This window comes from Occultella kanbiaonis, from assembly GCF_009708215.1.
Lineage (GTDB): Bacteria > Actinomycetota > Actinomycetes > Actinomycetales > Beutenbergiaceae > Occultella > Occultella kanbiaonis.
The window spans coordinates 3,325,508-3,344,603 of sequence record NZ_CP046175.1; the positions used below are offsets into that span (position 1 = coordinate 3,325,508).

Annotated in this window: 14 protein-coding genes and 2 tRNA genes; 9 read left to right on the forward strand and 7 right to left on the reverse strand. The window is 71.7% G+C overall.

The window, feature by feature from the left end; genetic code table 11:
- Nucleotides 1-14 precede the first annotated feature (14 nt).
- The 6 genes from GKS42_RS15385 (at nt 15) to GKS42_RS15410 (ending at nt 5,700) form a co-directional block, all read left to right on the forward strand.
- Nucleotides 15-515, forward strand: a complete 501-nt coding sequence (locus GKS42_RS15385) for a DUF6069 family protein (RefSeq protein WP_174791081.1) — start codon at nt 15-17, stop codon at nt 513-515.
- A gap of 53 nt (nt 516-568) precedes the next feature.
- Nucleotides 569-1,819 carry a PucR family transcriptional regulator gene (locus GKS42_RS15390; RefSeq protein ID WP_154794628.1) on the forward strand — a complete coding sequence of 417 codons (1,251 nt, stop codon included), beginning with the start codon at nt 569-571 and terminating at the stop codon, nt 1,817-1,819.
- 78 nt (nt 1,820-1,897) lie between these two features.
- Nucleotides 1,898-2,839 carry an ACP S-malonyltransferase gene (locus tag GKS42_RS15395; RefSeq protein WP_154794629.1) on the forward strand — a complete coding sequence of 314 codons (942 nt, stop codon included), beginning with the start codon at nt 1,898-1,900 and terminating at the stop codon, nt 2,837-2,839.
- Between the two features lie 103 nt (nt 2,840-2,942).
- Nucleotides 2,943-3,998, forward strand: coding sequence for a beta-ketoacyl-ACP synthase III (locus tag GKS42_RS15400; protein WP_154794630.1), 1,056 nt, complete (start codon nt 2,943-2,945; stop codon nt 3,996-3,998).
- A 119-nt stretch (nt 3,999-4,117) separates the two neighbouring features.
- Complete coding sequence (locus GKS42_RS15405; RefSeq protein ID WP_154794631.1) at nt 4,118-4,366, forward strand: acyl carrier protein; 249 nt, start codon at nt 4,118-4,120, stop codon at nt 4,364-4,366.
- Between the two features lie 89 nt (nt 4,367-4,455).
- Nucleotides 4,456-5,700: a beta-ketoacyl-[acyl-carrier-protein] synthase family protein gene (locus GKS42_RS15410; RefSeq protein ID WP_154794632.1), complete on the forward strand. Its 1,245-nt coding sequence runs from the start codon at nt 4,456-4,458 to the stop codon at nt 5,698-5,700.
- A gap of 324 nt (nt 5,701-6,024) precedes the next feature.
- On the opposite strand, the gene GKS42_RS15415 is transcribed toward GKS42_RS15410, so the two are convergent.
- The 4 genes from GKS42_RS15415 to GKS42_RS15430 all read right to left on the reverse strand — a co-directional run bounded on the left by GKS42_RS15415 (nt 6,025) and on the right by GKS42_RS15430 (nt 13,146).
- Nucleotides 6,025-6,525: a DUF3145 domain-containing protein gene (locus GKS42_RS15415; RefSeq protein ID WP_154794633.1), complete on the reverse strand. Its 501-nt coding sequence runs from the start codon at nt 6,523-6,525 to the stop codon at nt 6,025-6,027.
- A gap of 120 nt (nt 6,526-6,645) precedes the next feature.
- Nucleotides 6,646-7,131, reverse strand: coding sequence for a peptide deformylase (gene def, locus GKS42_RS15420; RefSeq protein WP_154794634.1), 486 nt, complete (start codon nt 7,129-7,131; stop codon nt 6,646-6,648).
- A 63-nt stretch (nt 7,132-7,194) separates the two neighbouring features.
- Nucleotides 7,195-9,393 (reverse strand): hypothetical protein, encoded by a 2,199-nt coding sequence (locus tag GKS42_RS15425; RefSeq protein WP_154794635.1) that lies wholly within the window; start codon nt 9,391-9,393, stop codon nt 7,195-7,197.
- Nucleotides 9,394-9,510: 117 nt separating this feature from the next.
- Nucleotides 9,511-13,146 (reverse strand): methylmalonyl-CoA mutase family protein, encoded by a 3,636-nt coding sequence (locus GKS42_RS15430; protein WP_154794636.1) that lies wholly within the window; start codon nt 13,144-13,146, stop codon nt 9,511-9,513.
- Nucleotides 13,147-13,283: 137 nt separating this feature from the next.
- Between GKS42_RS15430 and GKS42_RS15435 the strand changes: the two genes are divergently transcribed.
- Nucleotides 13,284-14,048, forward strand: coding sequence for a hypothetical protein (locus GKS42_RS15435; RefSeq protein WP_154794637.1), 765 nt, complete (start codon nt 13,284-13,286; stop codon nt 14,046-14,048).
- Nucleotides 14,049-14,526: 478 nt separating this feature from the next.
- Here GKS42_RS15435 and GKS42_RS15440 read toward each other — a convergent pair.
- Nucleotides 14,527-14,600 (reverse strand) — tRNA-Ile (locus tag GKS42_RS15440).
- Between the two features lie 49 nt (nt 14,601-14,649).
- Here GKS42_RS15440 and GKS42_RS15445 point away from each other — a divergent pair.
- Nucleotides 14,650-15,150, forward strand: coding sequence for a hypothetical protein (locus GKS42_RS15445; RefSeq protein WP_154794638.1), 501 nt, complete (start codon nt 14,650-14,652; stop codon nt 15,148-15,150).
- A 63-nt stretch (nt 15,151-15,213) separates the two neighbouring features.
- Nucleotides 15,214-15,289 (forward strand) — tRNA-Asn (locus GKS42_RS15450).
- 305 nt (nt 15,290-15,594) lie between these two features.
- Here the strand turns inward: GKS42_RS15450 and GKS42_RS26555 are convergent.
- The gene (locus tag GKS42_RS26555) at nt 15,595-16,824 is read right to left on the reverse strand and encodes a DUF4352 domain-containing protein (protein WP_232847687.1); all 1,230 of its coding nucleotides are present in this window, start codon (nt 16,822-16,824) and stop codon (nt 15,595-15,597) included.
- Nucleotides 16,825-16,922: 98 nt separating this feature from the next.
- The gene (dnaG, locus tag GKS42_RS15460) at nt 16,923-19,055 is read right to left on the reverse strand and encodes a DNA primase (protein WP_154794639.1); all 2,133 of its coding nucleotides are present in this window, start codon (nt 19,053-19,055) and stop codon (nt 16,923-16,925) included.
- Nucleotides 19,056-19,096 lie beyond the last annotated feature (41 nt).

The following is a 19,096-nucleotide window of genomic DNA, read 5'->3' on the forward strand; positions in this document are numbered from 1 at the left end:
GGAAGGAACCCGCCATGACGCAGCAGCATCCGAGCCCACCGAGCCACCCGCCCGTCGACGCGGGCAGACTCTGGGCCGGAGGAGCCGCCACCGCGCTCGTGGCCGCCCTCATCGCGGTCGCCGGGATCGTGATCTGCCGCGGCGTGTTCGGGATCGCGATCCTCGCACCCGAGGGCGACGGAGCCTGGGGCAACGCGAGCACCTTCTGGTACGCCGGCGCGGCCGCCCTCGCGGCCCTGCTCGCCACGGCCCTCATCCACGTGCTGATCCTGACCACACCGCAACCACAGCGGTTCTTCGGCTGGGTGATCGGCCTCGCCACCGTGATCGCCGTCGTGATGCCCTTCGTCCCCGACGCCGGCCTCGACGCGAAGATCGCGACCGCAGCCATCAACGCCATCATCGGGATCGCGATCGGTTCACTCGTCCCGTCCGTCGCGCGCAGCGCGATGGCCATGGCGCTGCGCCGGCCGGGCGGAGCGCCGTCCACCGGTGGGATGCCCCCGGCGCGCTGACTCGCGGACCGTCGTTTGTGGGCTTTCCACAATCCGGGCCGTATCCTCACCTCATGAACAGCGCGGCATCCGAGCGAGGGAAGGCGACTCGCGGACCGGCGCCAGCGCGGACCAAGAGCGACACCGACGCCGCCGCCGACGCCGAGCGACCGGCCACGCAGGAGATGGTCCGCCGGCTGCGGCACGGCACGGACCTGCTCACCGCGGCCGCCATGCGCCGCCTGGACGACGAGCTGCCCTGGTACCGGGCCCTTCCGGCCGAGGACCGCTCCTGGATCGGCCTCGTCGCCCAGTCCGGGATCGCGAACTTCATCGCCTGGTACGAGAATCCCGAGCACGGCTCCTACAACGCGGCCGAGATCTTCCGGGCCGCGCCGCCGGAGCTGACCCGGTCGATCTCCCTGCAGCACACGCTCCAACTCGTGCGGATCGTCGTGGAGATCGTCGAGGAGAACACCGAGCAGCTGGCGGCGCCCGGCCATCACTCCAAGCTGCGCGAGTCGGTGCTGCTGTACTCGCGCGAGGTGGCGTTCTCGGCCGCCGAGGTCTACGCCCGCGCGGCCGAGACCCGCGGCGCCTGGGACGCGCGCCTGGAGGCTCTGGTGGTGGACTCGCTGCTCCGCGGCGACGGCGACGACTCGCTGCACTCGCGCGTGGCGGCGCTTGGTTGGGCGGGCCGCGGGAACACGCTCGTCATGGTCGGCACCACCGAGGGGGAGCTCGACGACGTGGGCACCGCGGAACTGCGCAGGGCCGCCCGGCGCACCGCCCAGGACGCGCTCGTGGGCATTCAGGGCAACCGGCTGATCGTGGTCCTCGGGGGCACCGGGAACCTACGCCTGCAGGCCGAGGAACTGCTGCCGCGGTTCGGCCCGGGCCCGGTGGTCATCGGCCCCCAGGTGCGCGAGCTGGCCGACGCCGGCCGGTCCGCGCGGGCGGCCCTGTCCGCGCTGCAGGCGGTGCCCGCCTGGCCGTCCGCACCGCGCCCGGTGCTGGCCGACGAGTTGCTCCCCGAGCGGATGCTGCTCGGGGACCCGGACGCGCACCGGACCCTGCTCGCGGACGTCTACGGCCCGCTGCTCGGGGTGGGCGGACCGCTCCTGGAGACCCTCTCGGTGTACCTGAACGAGGGTCGCTCGCTCGAGGCCACGGCACGGCTGCTGTATGTACACCCGAACACCGTGCGGTACCGGCTCAAGCGGATCGCGACCATCACCGGCTGGGACCCGGCGCAGGCCCGGGAGGGCTTCGTGCTCCAGATCGCGATCGCCGTCGGGCGCCTCGCCGAAACCGTGCCATTGTAGGAATCGCACAATCCCCCCGACGGAGCTTCGTGCGATCCGTCGCCCGCACCGGCAGGACCGCACAGGAAGAGTGGAACGGTGATCGCAGTCCTCAGCCCTGGTCAGGGCGCCCAGTCCCCCGGCATGCTCGCCCCATGGCTCGAGCTCGACGGTGTCGCCGGCTCGTTGTCCGACGAGCTCGACGGTTACGCCGACGCGATCGGGGTGGACCTGCGCACGCTGGGCACGACGGCCGACGCGGACACCATCAAGGACACCGCCGTCGCCCAACCCCTGATCGTGGCGACCTCACTGCTCGCGCTCAGTGCGCTGCAGGCCCGCACGGGTGACGTCACCGGCTGGGCAAGCGCCGCCGCCGGCCACTCCGTCGGCGAGTTCTCGGCCGTCGCCGCAGCCGGGGTCCTGCCCGCCACCGACGCGCTCCGACTGGTCGCCGTGCGCGGCGCCGCGATGGCGAAGGCCGCCGCCGCGGAGGCCACCGGGATGTCCGCCGTCGTCGGGGGCGACCCGGACGAGGTGCTGGCCGCACTCGCCGCCCATGACCTGGTCGCCGCGAACGTCAACGGTGGCGGGCAGATCGTCGCCGCCGGTGCGCTGCCCGGGCTCGCCGCCCTGGCCGACGATCCCCCGGCGAAGGCCCGTGTGATCCCGCTGGCCGTCGCCGGCGCATTCCACACCGCGTACATGGCACCCGCCGTCGAGGCCGTCGCCGCGGCGGCGGCCGCGCTCACCCCGGCCGACCCCCGACTGACCCTGCTCTCGAACGCCGACGGCGCCGCCGTCGCCTCGGGGGCAGCCGCCCTGACCGCGCTGGTCCGGCAGATCTCCTCGCCGGTGCGTTGGGACCTCTGCCAGAACACCCTGCTCGAATCCGGGGTGCAGGCGGTCATCGAACTGGCTCCCGGCGGGGTCCTGACCGGTCTCGCCCGCCGGACGATGCGCGGTGTCGAGACCCTCGCGCTGAAGTCCCCCGCCGACCTCGACGCGGCGGCAGACCTGATCGCCCGCCACCGCGGATGACCCGCCGACCCACCACGCGCCGGCCGCGACCCACCCGCGACGCGGCCACCCGACCGGACCGGCCCGAACCCGCCCGGACCACTCGACCCACCCAGGAGCCCCGATGACCAAGCCGACCCTCGCGCAGCCCACGCCCGTCCTCGGCTCCCGCATCCTCGCCGTCGGGGGTTCGCGTGGCAGTGAACTCGTCCCGAACGACGACATCGTCGGCCCGATCAACTCCTCGGACGAGTGGATCCAGCAGCGCACCGGCATCAAGACCCGGGCACGCGCCGCGAAGGGCGTGACGGTCAAGGATCTCGCCGTCGACGCCGCGCAGGACGCGCTCGCCAAGGCCGGCCTGACCGGGACGGACCTGGACGCGGTGCTGGTCTCCACGGTGACCCACTTCGAGCAGACGCCGTCGCTGGCCACCATCGTCACCGACGCCATCGGGGCCACCCCGGCGCCTGCGTATGACGTCTCCGCAGCCTGCGCGGGCTACTGCTACGGGATCGCCCAGGCGGACGCGCTGGTGCGGGCCGGGACGGCCGAGAACGTGCTCGTCATCGGCGTCGAGAAGATGAGCGACTTCATCGACCCGACCGACCGCACCATCTCCTTCCTCCTCGGTGACGGCGCCGGCGCCACGATCGTCGGCCGCTCGGACACGCCCGGGATCGGGCCGACCGTGTGGGGCAGCGACGGCTCGCAGGCGTCGGTGATCTACCAGACCCACTCCTGGCTGGACTACCGCCGCGAGGAGCTCGGCGAGCCGGTCCCGGAGACCCCGGAGACCGCCGAGGAGGTCTCCCAGATGACCACCCCGACGCTGCGTCAGCTCGGGCCGACCGTGTTCAAGTGGGTGATCTCTTCGATGCCGAACATCGCCCGCCGAGCCGTGGACGCCGCCGGGCTGCAGCTCGAGGACATCGACGTGTTCATCCCGCACCAGGCGAACATGCGGATCACCGACCAGCTCCTGAAGCTGATCAAGTTCCGCGAGGACATCGTGGTCGGCCGCGACATCGCCGACACCGGCAACACCTCCGCGGCGTCGATCCCGCTGGCCACCGAACGCCTGCTCCGCGAGGGGCAGGCGAAGAGCGGCGACATCGCCCTGCAGATCGGCTTCGGAGCCGGGCTCGCCTACGCCGCACAGGTCGTGGTCCTACCCTGAGACCTGCTCGGGCCGCCCGAACCTTTCCTCCGGCCGCCCAGCGCGCCGCGGTGGCACCGTCACCACGGCGTCGGGGACACTGTTCCCACCCCGAATGAAACCCTGAGAATGGAGCAAGCATGGCGCACAGCGAAGAGGACATCCTGGCCGGTCTGGCCGAGATCGTGAACGACGAGACGGGCCTGCCCACCGACGCGGTCCAGAAGGACAAGTCGTTCACCGATGACCTCGACATCGACTCGCTGTCGATGATGACGATCGTCACCCTGGCCGAGGAGAAGTTCGAGGTCCGCATTCCCGACGAAGAGGTGAAGAACCTCAACACCGTCGGTGACGCCGTGAGCTTCATCGCCCAGGCCCAGGCCTGAGCCTCGTCCCGACCCCGGTTGCCGCCGGGCGTGCGTGATCCGCACGCCCGGCGCGGCCACCCCCTGCTTCACAGTCTTGGAGTACGCAGATGAGCGATCAACCGAACGTAGTTGTGACCGGCCTCGGAACGACCTCACCGCTCGGTGGTGACGTCCCCACGACCTGGGCCGCCGCCCTCGCCGGCAAGTCCGGCGTGCGTACCCTCGAACAGGACTGGGTGAGCCAGTACGAGCTGCCCGTGACGTTCGCCGGCCAGCTGGCCGTACCGGCCGAGGACGTCCTGTCCCGGCCCGAGACCCGCCGGATGGACCCCAGCGCGCAGTTCGCGATGATCGCGGCGCGCGAGGCATGGGCGGACGCCGGCTCCCCCGAGCTGCCGGGTGAACGGATCGGCGCCGTGATCGCCTCCGGCATCGGCGGGGTCATCACCCTCGTCAACGCCTGGGACACCATCAGGGACCAGGGCGTGCGGCGGGTTCTCCCGCTGACCGTCCCGATGCTGATGCCGAACTCGCCCGCCGCCTACGTCTCCATCGAGGTCGGCGCCAAGGCGGGCGCCCACACGCCAGTCTCCGCGTGCGCCTCCGGCGCCGAGGCCATCGGCTACGGCCTGGAGATGATCCGCACCGGCCGCGCGGACGTGGTGGTCGCCGGCGGCACCGAGGCCGCCATCCACCCGCTGCCGATCGCGTCGTTCGCGAAGATGCAGGCCCTGTCCACCCGCAACGACGACCCGGCCGGCGCCTCGCGCCCCTACGACGTGAACCGGGACGGGTTCGTGCTCGGCGAGGGAGCCGGCGTCCTCGTGCTCGAGCGTGAGGACCACGCCATCGCCCGCGGCGCTCGGATCTACGCCCGCGTGGCCGGGCTCGGGATGACGTCCGACGCGTACGCCGTCGCGCCCCCCGACCCCACCGGCGCCGGTCAGGAGCGGGCCTTCCGGCTCGCCCTGGAGAACGCCGGGGTGCGCTCCTCCGACGTGGTGCACGTCAACGCGCACGCGACGTCCACCCCCGCCGGTGACGGCGTCGAGGCCGCGGCGATGCGCCGTGCGCTCGGCGACGACGCGGACCACGTGGCGATCTCGGCGACGAAGTCCATGACCGGGCACCTGCTCGGTGGCGCCGGCGCGCTGGAGTCGATCTTCACGATCATGGCGATCGCGGACCGCCAGGCGCCGCCCACGATCAACGTCTCCGACCCCGAGCCGGACCTGCCCATCGACCTGGTCCGGGACGTGCCGCGACCGCTGCGCGACGGTGACATCGCCGCCGTCAACAACGGTTTCGGCTTCGGCGGCCACAACGCCACCCTGGTGTTCACGAGCGCCTGAGAGACGCCTGACGGGCGCCTTCCCCGCAGGTTCCCCTGACCTGAAGTGTGGATCAGCCCGCGCCCAACCCGCACTTCGCGTCCGTGGAACGACCGCCCGGGTTCCCCTGACCTGAAATGTGGGTCAGCCCGCGCGCAACCCGCACCTCGCGTCAGTGGAACAGACACCCTCCGAGCTCCCCTGACCTGAAATGTGGGTCAACCGGCGCGCGACCCGCATCTCGCGTCAGTGGAACAGACGCCCTCCGCAGGTGCCATCTCAGCGCGACGGGTGCGATCTCAACGCCCAGGTGGGTGAGGTCAGTGCTGACGCGGGCCGCCTGCCTCAGCCGACGCGGTGCAGCCAGCGCACCGGGACACCGGCGCCGGCGTAGCGGAACGGCTCGAGCTCGTCGTCCCAGGCCTGGCCGAGGGCCAGGTCGAGCTCGTGCTTCATCCGTGCCGGTTCGTCCGCGTGCGTCATGGCGGCCCGGATGCGGTCCTCGGGGACCACGACGTTGCCGTGCACATCCACCTGGGCGTGGAAGATGCCCAGGTCCGGGGTGTGGCTCCAGCGGCCCCCGTCGGTGCCCAGGCAGGGCTCCTCGGTGACCTCGTAGCGCAGGTGGGTCCACCCACGCAGGGCGGAGGCCAGGCGGGCGCCGGTGCCCGCCGGTCCGGTCCAGGACAACTCGGCGCGGAACAGGTCGGGCGCGGCCGGCTGTGGAGTCCAGTCGAAGGACGCGCGCGCGTCCAGGACGGAGCCCGCTGCCCACTCCACGTGCGGGCACAGAGCCCGGGGTGCGGAGTGCACGAAAATGACGCCGCGGGTGCTTGCACCAGTCATTGCCATCCCCTTCCTGTTCTGTTCGAGATACGTCTTCCCCAACGATCTCGGTCAGTCACATTCAAGGAATGCACACGGCTTCCACGCCCATGATGCCCTAAGAGAGGGCGTTTGTGCACCTCACATCAATTCCCGGACCTTCCGCATCGCGCTCTTGCGCACGTCCCGGTCCAGCCGGTCGAGGTACAACTTGCCGTCCAGGTGGTCCACCTCGTGCTGCAGGCAGCGGGCCATGATGCCCTCGCCCTCGACGGTCACCGGGGCGCCGTCGAGGTCGATCCCCTCGACCTTCGCGTACGCGGCGCGCCTCGCCGGGAACCACAGGCCCGGTACCGAGAGGCAGCCCTCGTCACCGTCCTGGGCCTCCTCGGAGACCTCCACCAGCCGCGGGTTCAGCACGTAGCCGACCTCGCCGTCGAGATTCCAGGAGAACGCCCGCAGGCTGACACCGATCTGGTTCGCGGCCAGGCCGGCACGGCCCTCGGCGTCCACCGTCTCCACCAGGTCCACGACCAGGGCTCGGACCCGGTCGTCGATAGTGGTGATCTGCTCACACACTGTCCGCAGCACGGGGTCGCCGATCGTGCGGATGTCACGGAATGCCATGCCTCGATCCTTCCACGCGCAAGGGGCGCCGGGTGATCCCCAGCGCCCCTGCGACTGCGGTCTCTACTGCTCTGCCAGGACCCAGCGATAGTCCTGGGAGCTGCCGGTGAAGTCGAGCCAGTCCGACCACGTCACGGCCGCGACGTCGGTGGGCACGTCCAGGACGGCCCAGCCGGTGTAGGTCTGACCCGGCTCCATCTCCGACGGCGCCTGCTGGCTCGAGTCGAGGCAGAAGAGGCCGGAGAAGGCATTGGCCTCCAGGTCGGCGCCGGAGGCGGTCTGCGCCCCGAGCTCGAACCCGATGAATGAGTAGAAGCCGTCCTCGGTGTCGGCCAGAGCCGGCAACGTCGTGAACTCGAACTCCAGGCCGAGGTACTGCCCGGCCTCAGGCTCGGAGCACAGGACCGAACTCCCACCCGGCTGCCAGCCCGTCTGCGCCTGCAGCAGCCGCACCTCGACGACCGGGACACCATTCTCCGCCACGATGGCGGGGTCGGAGCCGGTGAGGTTCACGTAGTCGCCGGTCGGCGGGGCCACCGTGGTGGTGTCCGTCGGCTCATCCGTCGGCTCGTCGGTCGGCTCGTCCGTGGTGGCGTCGTCCGTCGGCTCGTCCGTTGGCGGCGCAGTGGTGACGGTCGGCGTCGGCGTGCCACCGGTGCTCCCGCCATCGCCGGTGATGGCGCGGATCGCGAAGAATGCGACCAGTGCGATCACGACGACGGCCACGATGATCCCGATGATCAGCGGCGTCTTGTTGCTCCCGCCACCGCCCGGGGCGCCGGGTCCGGCCGGGCCGCCGTAGCCCCCGGCCATGCCGTAGGGCGAGTTGCCGCCCTGGTCGAGGCCGGTCGTGGGCGCGTAGTTGTACATGCTGTTCGACGGCGGTTGGCCGCCGGTCTGGCCGCCGTAGCCCGCGGCCCCGGCCGCCTGGCCGTACTGGTCGTAGCCCTGCGGAGCCGAGGCCTGGCCGTACTGACCGGCCGACTGGTCATAACCCTGCGGAGCCGAACCCTGACCGTACTGACCGGCCGACTGGTCATAACCCTGCGGAGCCGAACCCTGACCGTACTGGCCCGCCGACTGGTCATAACCCTGCGGAGCCGAACCCTGGCCGTACTGACCGGCCGACTGGTCATAACCCTGCGGAGCCGAACCCTGACCGTACTGGCCCGCCGCCTGGTCATAACCCTGCGGAGCCGAACCCTGACCGTACTGACCGGCCGACTGGTCATAACCCGGCGCGGATGCCTGGCCGTACTGCCCCGGCTGCTGGCCACCACCCGGACCGTACTGATCCTGCGACTGGCCGAACTCCTGCGTGGGCGACTGGCCGAACGCCTGCGTCTGTGGGTCACCGTAGGACGGCTGCGGCGGGCCGAACTGGGACGCGGCCGCGCCACCGACGGCACCCGCGGCGGCAGCGCCACCGTAGGAGGGATCCTGCTGTTGCTCGCCCTGGCCGCCGCTCGCGCCACCGTAGGTCGGCGCACCGCTCGCGCCACCGTAGGTCGGCGCACCGCTCGCGGCGCCGAACCCGTCAGCTGGCTGAACCGGCTGCTCGGGTTGTGCGGGGCTCGCGGCGTGCGCACCCGGGGTGAACAACGTGGTCGGCTCGTCGCTGGCGGGCAGCGGGCCGGCCCCGGCGCCTGCCTCGCCGAAGCGCGGTGTCGCGTCTCCGCCGAAACGCGGCGCCTCGTCCGAACCTGAGGCAGCCACCCCCTGCGACGCGGAGTCGGCCGACCCCATGGCCGCCGCGGACCCCATCGAGTCCGAGCCCGCCGCCGAGTCGGAGCCCGCCAACGAGCCCGAGCCTGCCAGCGAGTCGGAGCCCGCCGTCGAGTCCGAGCCGACGCCGCTCGTGGTGTCCGAGCCGGAGATCGCGTCGCCGGTCGGCATCGCGGACCGCACGACGGTCGCGTCGGAGTCCGGGAAACCGCCCATGGCGTCCGAACCAGCACCGGAGTCCGCTGTCATCGCGTCCGAACCGGAGTCCGAGCCCGTCGAATCCGAGCCCATCGAACCCGAGCCGCCCATGGCATCCGAGCCGGACACCGCGTCCGACCCGGACGTGGCGGCGGCATCGCTCACGGCTGCAGCATCCGTCGCAGCGGCGGCGGGCGGAGCACCGGTGGCCTCGTCCAACCAGAACTGCCAACCCTCGGGCGCCGGCCCCCAGGACGCGTCCGGCTGCCATCCCGGCGGAGGGGTCCAGCCCTCCGGCGGCGTCGGCCAGCCAGGAGGCGAGTTGTAGCGATATGCCATGCCGTTCCCCTCAGAGTCCGAGCACGCCCCAGCGCCTCGGTCGATTCGATTTTCCGGCCCAGTCTAGGGGTATCGGCCCAGGTGGCGCCGGGACAACGCGATGGGCACGTCTGCCCCTCACATGTTGCGTCGGTACTCCCCGCCGACCAGGTACAGCGCGTGGGTGATCTGCCCCAGCGAGTGCGTCCTGACGGCGGACATGAGCGCCTCGAACAGGTTCCCACCGTCGCGCGCGACAGCCTGCAGGTCCGCGAGCGCAGCCGGTGCGAGCCCGTTCCGCTCCGCGCACCAGCGCGCGACCTCGGCGATCTGCTGATCCTTCTCGTCGGTGGTGCTGCGGATCAGGTCGATCTTCGTGGCGATCCGGCCCGGATCGTCCCGGGGCAGGAAGGTGTTCACCCCGACGATCGGCAGCGACCCGTCATGCTTGCGCGTCTCGTACAGCAACGACTCGTCCTGGATCCGGCCCCGCTGGTACATCGTCTCCATCGCGCCGAGCACCCCGCCACGGTCGCTGATCGCCTCGAACTCGGCGTACACGGCCTCCTCCACGAGGTCGGTGAGCTCACCGATGATGAAGCTTCCCTGCCACGGGTTCTCGGTCCGGTTCAGCCCGAGCTCGGCGTTGATGATCATCTGGATCGCCACGGCCCGGCGCACGCTCTCCTCGGTGGGGGTGGTGACGGCCTCGTCGTAGGCGTTCGTGTGCAGGCTGTTGCAGTTGTCGAAGATCGCGTAGAGCGCCTGCAGGGTGGTGCGGATGTCGTTGAACTGCACCTCCTGGGCGTGCAGCGACCGGCCCGACGTCTGCACGTGGTACTTCAGCATCTGGCTACGCGGGCCGGCACCGTAGTTGTCCCGCATCGCCCGCGCCCAGATCCGCCGCGCCACCCGCCCGATCACCGCGTACTCGGGGTCCATCCCGTTGGAGAAGAAGAACGACAGGTGCGGCGCGACCTCGTCGATGCTCATCCCGCGGGCCAGGTAGTACTCGACGATCGTGAACCCGTTCGCGAGCGTGAACGCGAGCTGCGTGATCGGGTTCGCCCCGGCCTCGGCGATGTGATAGCCGGAGATCGAGACCGAGTAGAAGTTCCGCACCCCGGAGTCGATGAAGTACTGCTGGATGTCCCCCATCATCCGCAGGCCGAACTCCGTGCTGAAGATGCACGTGTTCTGGGCCTGGTCCTCCTTGAGGATGTCCGCCTGCACGGTGCCACGCACCGCCGCGAGCGTCCGGCTGCGGATCCGCGCGTAGGTGTCGGCGTCGACGAGCTGGTCGCCGGTCACCCCGAGCAGCGCGAGACCGAGACCGTCGTGCCCGGGCGGAAGGTCGCCGGCGTATGACGGCACGGCCCCCTCCGCCGACTCTGCCCGCAGCTGCTCGAGGCGAGCCTGTGCACCCGCCCAGCGATCGCCGTCGGCCCTCAGGTAGGTCTCCACCTGCTGATCGATCGCCGCGTTGAAGAACATGGCGAGGATGATCGGCGCGGGCCCGTTGATCGTCATCGAGACCGACGTCGTCGGCGCGCACAGGTCGAAGCCGGAGTAGAGCTTCTTCATGTCGTCCAGGGTCGGCACGTTCACGCCGGAGTTGCCGACCTTGCCGTAGATGTCAGGGCGGGTGGCCGGGTCCTCCCCGTACAGGGTCACCGAGTCGAACGCCGTGGACAGCCGCGCGACCTCCTGCCCCGCACTGAGGTAGTGGAACCGCCGGTTCGTGCGCTCCGGGGTGCCCTCCCCCGCGAACATCCGGGTCGGGTCCTCGCCGGTGCGGCGGTACGGGTACACGCCGCCGGTGTACGGGAACGCGCCGGGCAGGTTCTCGTGGTGCAGGAACGCGAGCAGGTCCCCCCAGCCGCGGTAGGTCGGCGCGGCCACCTTCGGGATCCGGGTGCCGGACAGCGACGTCGAGTGGTTCGCCACCTCGAGATCCTTGCCGCGGACGCGGTAGGTGCCGGCGTCCCCGGTGATCGCGGCAAGCCGCCCCGGCCAGCCGCGCAGGAGTTCGCGGGAGTCCTCGCCGAGCCGCCCGACGGCGGAGGTGTAGGCCCGGCGCAGCGCGAGCAGGGTCGGGTCGGGCGAGTGCCCGACGGCGTCCCCGCCCTCCGTCGCGAGGGTCGCGTCGGCCCGTGGCTGCGGCGCATGCCCGACGGCGTCCACGCCGTCCGCGGCGATGGTCGCGTCGGTCCGTGGTTGCGGCGCCCGCCCGACGGCGGTGCCGCCTCCCGTGGCGGCCTCGCCGAGGTCGACGCTGCGGTAGGGCGCGAGGGCCTCCGGCAGCGCCGGGTCGCCGAGGTCACGCAGGGTGCGCCAGTAGGACTGCGCCGCGTCAGCGGTCTCCACGTCGGCCGCGACCCGGTCCCGCAGGCCGCGGCCGGCCTCGGCGATCTCGGCCAGGTAGCGCACCCGCGCCCCCGGGATGAGCGCCGCGGAGCGGGGCTCGGCGCCCGCGCTCGCACCGCCGGGGTGAGCGTCCCACTCGAGGCGGGCTGCGCCGTCGGCGGCCTCGACCTGCGCGGCGAGCATCGCCCGCAGCCGCTCGAAGACCGCGGTGACCCCGGGATCGTTGAACTGGCTCGCGATCGTGGGCAGCACCGGGACCTGCTCGGCCGGGACGTCGAACGCGACGCGGTTGCGCCGCCACTGCTTGCGGATGTCGCGCAGCGCGTCCGGGGCGCCGCGGCGGTCGTACTTGTTCAGCACGATCAGGTCCGCGTAGTCGACCATGTCGATCTTCTCGAGCTGGCTGGCGGCGCCGTAGTCGCTGGTCATCACGTAGACAGGGAGGTCCACGAGTTCCACGATCGCCGAGTCGGACTGCCCGATGCCCGCGGTCTCGACGATGACGAGGTCGAAGCCCGCGGCCTTGAGCAGTGCGATGCAGTCCCCGAGCATCGCGGCGATCGAGGTGTGCTGGCTGCGGGTGGCGATCGAGCGCAGGTGGATCGACCTGCTGCGCAGGGCGTTCATCCGGATCCGGTCGCCGAGCAGCGCGCCGCCGGTGCGGCGGCGGGTGGGATCGACCGAGAGCACCGCGATATGGATGTCTTCGAAGGCGGCGAGGAAGCGGATCAGGAGCTCGTCGATCACGGAGGACTTGCCGGCGCCGCCGGTTCCTGTGACGCCGACGACGGGCACGGCGCGACCGGCCGCGGCCGCGGCCCACTCGGCGCGGGCGGCTGCCAGGTCCGCCTCCGCGAGCACCCCGTCCTCGATGGCGCTGATCGTGCGCGCGAGGGAGACGTCGTCGCCGACGGACGGGACGCCGTCGGGCATCGACGAGGGGCGGCGCGCGGCGCCGGCGCGGGCGATGACGTCGTCGATCATGCCCTGCAGACCCAGCTGCATGCCGTCGTCGGGGTGGTAGATCCGCTCGACGCCGTACGCCTCGAGCTCGGCGATCTCCGCCGGGGTGATGGTGCCGCCGCCCCCACCGAAGACGCGCACGTGGCCGGCGCCGGCCTCCCGGAGGCGGTCGACGAGGTAGCGGAAGTACTCCAGGTGCCCGCCCTGGTAGGAGGAGATCGCGATCGCGTCCGCGTCCTCGGCGAGCGCGGCGCGGACCACGTCATCGACCGATCGGTTGTGGCCCAGGTGGACCACCTCGGCGCCGCTGGCCTGGATCAGGCGACGCATGATGTTGATCGCGGCATCGTGGCCGTCGAAGAGGCTGGCGGCGGTGACGAACCGGAGCGGGCTCGCGGCACCCGCGCCCGTTTCCCCGCGGACACGGTCGGTCGACACGCTCATCTGGCTCCCTCCACACGACGCCGGGCGGATCTTGTGATCGTAACCCGCCAACTCGGTCGCCACAGGGCGGGACGCGGACGCGCCGATGCGACACAATGGCCACCAGCACTCGCCGGAGACCAAAAGGGGAATCGACCGTGACCAACCCACCTGCCAGCCCGTACGGACCGCCCGACCCGCAGCAGGGCGGCTACGGTCAGCAGGGCGGCTACGGCCAGCAGGGCGGCTACGGCCAACAGCCCGGCTACGGACAACAGCCGGGTGGCGGCTACGGCCAGCCCGGTGGCGCAGGCGATTACGGCCAGGGTGGCGGCTACGGCCAGCCCGGCTACGGACAGCAGCCCGGGGGCTACGGACAACCGAGCGGCGCCCCGGCCGTACCGCCGGGACCGGGCCAGTACGGCGCGAACCAGGTCGGCGGGAACCAGTTCGGCGCGAACCAGTACGGCACGCCGTTCGGGCAGACCCCCTACGGGCTCCCGCCCGAGAAGCCCGGGTCCGTGAAGGCGGCCGCGATCATGAGCTGGATCGGCGGCGGCCTCGGGGTCCTGCTCGGCCTGCTCATCGCGATCGCCGGTGGGGCCCTGGCCAACGACCCGGAGTTCGCCGACATGCTGCCGGGCAGCGCCACCGGATTCATCGTGGGACTCGGTCTGCTCGTCGTCGTGTGGTGCATTGCTGTGATCGTCCTCGCCGTCCTGATGTCGCGCGGGAAGAAGGGCGCGGCGATCGGCCTGGCCGTGATGGGCGGGCTCTACGTCGTGCTCAGCATCGCCTCGGTCGCGACCGGCGACGGTGGCGCCCAGCTCGGGCTCGGCGTCATCTGGGTCATCGCGGCGTCCGCCCTCGCGATCGTGAACTCCTCCCGGACCTGGTACGACCAGCAGGCAGGCATCCGCTAGCCGGTCGTATCGGCGACGGCGTCGGCGGTCCGAGGACTGCGCTGCGCCCCGATCGTGGTCCCGGTGACCGCGCCGCCGCCTCGCTCCCCCTGCCCGGTCATGACGATCGGACAGGGGGAGCTGTCACATCCGCAGCCGGTGTCCGGTCCTTGCTGATGCGTGGGCCGGAGCAGGGGCCGAGTCGCAGGTAGGGACGAGAACCACCGGGTTTCACCGGGGCGGGCGTGAGGCCGCCATGCCGGAAGCAGAGAGCGACTGGACCCGCTCGTCGTCCCCTCCCGCCCGCGCGAGCGTCGCCGGACCATGCGAACGAGTCATTTGTGCGGCGCAACGCGGCGGTCCGGTGGTGGTGCGTCTGTCCGTGCGCAGGAGGGTGGTCGCCGTCGTGGAACTACAGGACCTCGTCGGTGACCAGGACGTCCTGTCAGGGATCAACCGAAGCAACCGTCAAGCATCAACCGAAGTCACAGATGACGAGTGCCCCAGGTGGGGCTTGAACCCACGACCGACGGATTATGAGTCCGCTGCTCTGACCGGCTGAGCTACTGGGGCCGACGGCGCACCAGCCTATCGGCCCGCGCGGTGGGTTAGCGTCAGGGGTATGGCTCGATCACGCGAATCCTTGCCCACTGCGGCCGCCGAGAAGCTGCCCCCCGGGGTGCGCCCCCTGCTGGTCCAGACGCTCGACGGCGGAGGTTGGGCCGTGCTCGCGCGCGGAAGCGTGTTCGTGGTCACCGAGGACGACCTGGTGCTGAACCGGCCCTGGTCCGAGGTGGACCACGGCGACTGGGACGGCGAGACCCTGACGATGACGCTCACCTGGGTGGATGGCGCCGCGCCGACCGAGCTGACCCTGACCGAGGGGGCACCGGCGAGGTTCCCGCTGCTGATCCGCGAGCAGGTGGAGCACTCCCTGGTCCAGGTCATCACCGAGAAGGCGCCCGGTGGCGGCCAGCTGCGGGCCGCCGTCAGGCGTGGGCCGGACGGCGAGTTGTTCTCCCAGGTGACCGCGTCCGGCAAGGTGCGCGGCGGGCCGGCCCTGGAGGCTCAGATCGCCGACCTCGAGCGGCGGATCCGCTCCGACGTCGGGCTCCAGCCCTGAGGTCACGCACGGCGACCGGCGGGCCGGAGCACCCCGCCGGGACTGTTAGTATTCTCAGCGCGATCCCTCGTAGCTCAATTGGCAGAGCATCCGACTGTTAATCGGACGGTTACTGGTTCGAGTCCAGTCGAGGGAGCCAGCGCAAGGCCCGGAATCCACGAGATTCCGGGCCTTCTCTCATTGGGGCCGGCACCGCGGCACGACCGGCCCGAACCGGAGCCCTGTCCCGCGACCGGGCTTCGCACGATCCGGTCGCGCGGCCGGTGTCCGGTGTTGCCGAGCTGGGGTGCGCAGGGGGCGGGAACGAGCGTGATCCTCGCCACATACCGACCGAGCCGCTCGTGATCGCGTGCCTCGGACACGCCGCAGGGCGTGACCCCCGGGTGGGAGTCACGCCCTGCGTGGTTCGGTCGAGGCAGGCCTACCTCGCGGCGCCTGCTCCGATCACGGAGCCGCCTCGAAATAGAGGGTGTTACCCGCCTCGTCGATGAAGCCCCACTGGCCCTGGCCGTCGTCGTCAGCCGGGATCTCCAGACCCCAGTTGCCCGAAGCGGATGCGCCCGGTGCCACGTCGTCGAGCTGGAAGGCGTCATCGGGCACGACCGCGAGCGTGCTCTCGTAGATCTCGCCGTCGGTGGCCAGGTAGCCGATCCCGATGCTGTTGTACAGGTTCAGCGCCGCGGCGCCGTTGTTCATCCCGGTCACCCGGATCATCGCGTAACGGAAGCCGTCCGGCGCTGGGTCCGAGCCCTCACCGGCGACCAGGTCGTTCGCGTCCGGGACGAAGTCGCTCAGCGAGAGCGACCAGTCACCGAGCGTGCCGGTCTCCCCGAACGGGACGATGTCACCGGAGGCCGACGGCATGTCCGTCGGGTCCTCGGTCGGCTCGTCCGTGGTGGGGTCGTCCGTCGGTGCGTCGGTCGTCGGCTCCTCGGTCGTTGGGGCCTCGCTGGTGGTCGTGGGAGATCCGGTCGGGTCCTCGCCGCCATCCCCGCGGGTCGCGACGTACACGCCGACGGCGATCAGGGCGATGATCACGACCGCGGCCACCCAGGTGTACCACTGGGCGTACCAGGGCTTGGGGCCCTGCGGGGGTTGGCCACCCCCGTAGCCACCGCCGCCGGGACCATAGCCCGGCTGCTGACCGTACCCCGGCTGCTGTCCGTAGCCGGGTTGCTGCTGGCCGTAGCCGCCGCTGGACTGGCCGTAGCCGCCCGCACCCGCGTCGGGCTGCTGACCGTACCCCGGCTGCCCGTAGCCCGGTTGCTGCGCGCCCGGCTGCTGCCCGTAGCCCGGCTGCTGTCCGCCCGGCTGCTGTCCATAGCCAGGCTGCTGCCCGCCGGGTTGCTGTCCGTAGCCGGGCTGCTGCCCGTAATCCGGTTGGCCCATCGCCTGTGCTCCCATCGCTTGTTGCGGCCCTGCGCCGGCTTGGTCCGGCGGGGGTGTCGGTTGCCCGTATCCGGGCTGGCCCGGTGGCGTCTGCTGCCCGTGACCGGGCTGGGAGCCGGCGCCGTACGAACTCGGGTTGTACAGCGTGGTCTCCTCGAACGCCTCCGGCGGGAGTGACGACTGCGCGTCCCCCGGTGACGTTCCACCGATCGACTCCGTCGGCGGTTCACCGTTCCCTGCCGGGTCGGTGGAGCCGCCCTGTCCCTGCGGCGGGTTCTCACTCATGGCTCAGAACCCTAGGCCACCTGCCTGGGAGCCGCAGTACAGCGCACGGGCAGACCTACCCGTCCGGCCGGGGCCGCCGCCTACGGCGTCGACCGCCGTCAGGCGTCGGTGAGCAGGGAACGACGGCGTTCCTCCAGTTCGAGCAGTCGGCCGAAGGTCGCCGCGTACGCCTCGTCCGCCGGGTCCATCCGCTGCAGCCGGCCCTTCGCATCGGCGATCTCCCGGGTGACGCCCAGGCGCAGCAGCGCCACCAGGACCCCACGCGCGTAGCCGCCGAGGGCCTCGGGTCGGTCCTCGGGCAGCGGGGCGACCGCGAGCTCGGTGACGAGCACTCCGACGGGGCCGATCGCGGCCTCGCGGACCTGCTCGTTCCACGCCGCCGCCGCCCGGGAGTTGGCCTCGCCGCCGGCACCACGCGCCGAGGCGTCCCCGGCGAGCTCACCGAACGCGCGCACTCCCCCGGCAGCACGGATCGCGTCGTGCACCGCACGGTGGGCGGGCACCACGAAGGTGTCCGCGCCGAGGTCGTCGAAGGACGTGGCCAGCGCGAACTGCGGGAGCTGGAGGACGACCTCGAGGACCTGCCGCTCCAGGCGGGCCACCGGGTCGTCCCGGTGGGAGGCACCGAACCCGGAATCCGAGCCGCCGTACCCACCTGAGGTGTCCTGGCCCCGCTGACCGCCCGAGTCCCGCTGCCCGTTCGAGGAGCTGCCGCCGTAGCCGTTGCGACCGCTCTGGGAGCTGCCATACCCGTCGCGGCCGTTCTGACCGCCACGACCGCCGACCGGCCCGCCCTGGCCACCGCGCCCGCCCGCGGCGCCGTCCACCCCGGGCCGCCCAGGTGTCGACGGTGCCGGTGGAGGGTTTCGGGCCGTCCTGGTCACGTCGCGACGCACCGAGGCCTCGTCCATGCCGAGCCAGCCGGCGAGCTCGCGGGCGTACTCGCCGCGCAGGGCGTGGTCGCGGATCCGGGCGACCACCGGAACCCCGGCGCGCAGCCCGGCGACGCGGCCCTCGGCGGTGTCCAGGTCGACCTGGCGCAGCACGGACCGGATCGCGAACTCGAACAGCGGCTCGCGTCCGCCGACCAGTTCCCGGACCGCCGCGTCGCCACGCTGTTGCCGCAGGTCGCAGGGGTCCATCCCGTTCGGTTCCACGGCCACGAACGTCTGGGATGCGAACTGCTGGTCCTCGGAGAACGCCCGCAGTGCCGCCTTCTGTCCGGCGGCGTCGCCGTCGAAGGTGAAGATCACCTCACCGCCGCGCGCACCGCCGGTCGCGAGCATCACGCCGGCCGCGGCGTCCGCGGTGTCCCCGAGCAGGCGACGCACGATCCGGATGTGGTCGGTGCCGAACGCGGTACCACAGGTGGCCACCGCCGTCGGCACGCCCGCCAGGTGCATCGCCATCACGTCGGTGTAGCCCTCGACGACGACCACCTGCTTGGACTTGGCGATCTCCCGCTTCGCCAGGTCGATCCCGTACAACACCTGGGACTTCTTGTAGATGGTGGTCTCGGGGGTGTTCAGGTACTTCGGGCCGGGGTCGTCCTCATAGAGCTTCCGGGCGCCGAACCCGACGACGTCCCCGGACAGGTCCCGGATCGGCCACATGAGGCGGCCCCGGAACCGGTCGTAGGAGCCGCGGTTGCCCTGGGACAGCAGACCCGACGCGGTCAGTTCCGCCTCGGTGAAGTGCTTGCCGCGCAGGTGCCGGGTCAGGTTGTCCCAGCCCTTTGGGGCATAGCCGACCCCGAACGTGGCCGCGGCGGTCCTGTCGAACCCACGCTCGGCCAGGAACGCACGGCCCATGTCCGCCTCCGGCGTCGCCAACTGCTCGACGAAGTACTCCGCCGCGACGCGGTGCGCCTCGATCAGTCGCTGGCGCCGACCCGGCTGTTCCCGTGGACGGTTCGCGCCGCCGTCGTCCTCGTACCGCAGTTGCAGCCCGACCCGGCCGGCGAGGTGCTCGACGGCCTCGGTGAACGTCAGGTGGTCGATCTTCTGCACGAACGAGATGACGTCCCCGCCCTCGTCGCAGCCGAAGCAGTGCCACAGGCCCAGCTGCGGGCGCACGTGGAACGAGGGGGTTCGCTCATCGTGGAACGGGCACAGGCCCTTCATCGACCCGACGCCGGCGCCGCGAAGCGTCACGTGCTGGCCGACGATCTCCTCGATCCGGGCCCGTTCGCGGACGGCGGCGATGTCCTCGCGTCGGATCAGGCCTGCCATGGGCCGAGTGTAAGCCGGATCCGAGCCGGAACCGGCGCGGC

Bases quoted from the DNA above. Each gene is read 5' to 3' on its own strand.
- GKS42_RS15385 (WP_174791081.1), top strand. From the start codon at position 15: ATGACGCAGCAGCATCCGAGCCCACCGAGCCACCCGCCCGTCGACGCG.
- GKS42_RS15390 (WP_154794628.1), top strand. From the start codon at position 569: ATGAACAGCGCGGCATCCGAGCGAGGGAAGGCGACTCGCGGACCGGCG.
- GKS42_RS15400 (WP_154794630.1), top strand. From the start codon at position 2,943: ATGACCAAGCCGACCCTCGCGCAGCCCACGCCCGTCCTCGGCTCCCGC.
- GKS42_RS15405 (WP_154794631.1), top strand. From the start codon at position 4,118: ATGGCGCACAGCGAAGAGGACATCCTGGCCGGTCTGGCCGAGATCGTG.
- GKS42_RS15410 (WP_154794632.1), top strand. From the start codon at position 4,456: ATGAGCGATCAACCGAACGTAGTTGTGACCGGCCTCGGAACGACCTCA.
- GKS42_RS15415 (WP_154794633.1), bottom strand. From the start codon at position 6,525: ATGACTGGTGCAAGCACCCGCGGCGTCATTTTCGTGCACTCCGCACCC.
- def (WP_154794634.1), bottom strand. From the start codon at position 7,131: ATGGCATTCCGTGACATCCGCACGATCGGCGACCCCGTGCTGCGGACA.
- GKS42_RS15425 (WP_154794635.1), bottom strand. From the start codon at position 9,393: ATGGCATATCGCTACAACTCGCCTCCTGGCTGGCCGACGCCGCCGGAG.
- GKS42_RS15430 (WP_154794636.1), bottom strand. From the start codon at position 13,146: ATGAGCGTGTCGACCGACCGTGTCCGCGGGGAAACGGGCGCGGGTGCC.
- GKS42_RS15445 (WP_154794638.1), top strand. From the start codon at position 14,650: ATGGCTCGATCACGCGAATCCTTGCCCACTGCGGCCGCCGAGAAGCTG.
- GKS42_RS26555 (WP_232847687.1), bottom strand. From the start codon at position 16,824: ATGAGTGAGAACCCGCCGCAGGGACAGGGCGGCTCCACCGACCCGGCA.
- dnaG (WP_154794639.1), bottom strand. From the start codon at position 19,055: ATGGCAGGCCTGATCCGACGCGAGGACATCGCCGCCGTCCGCGAACGG.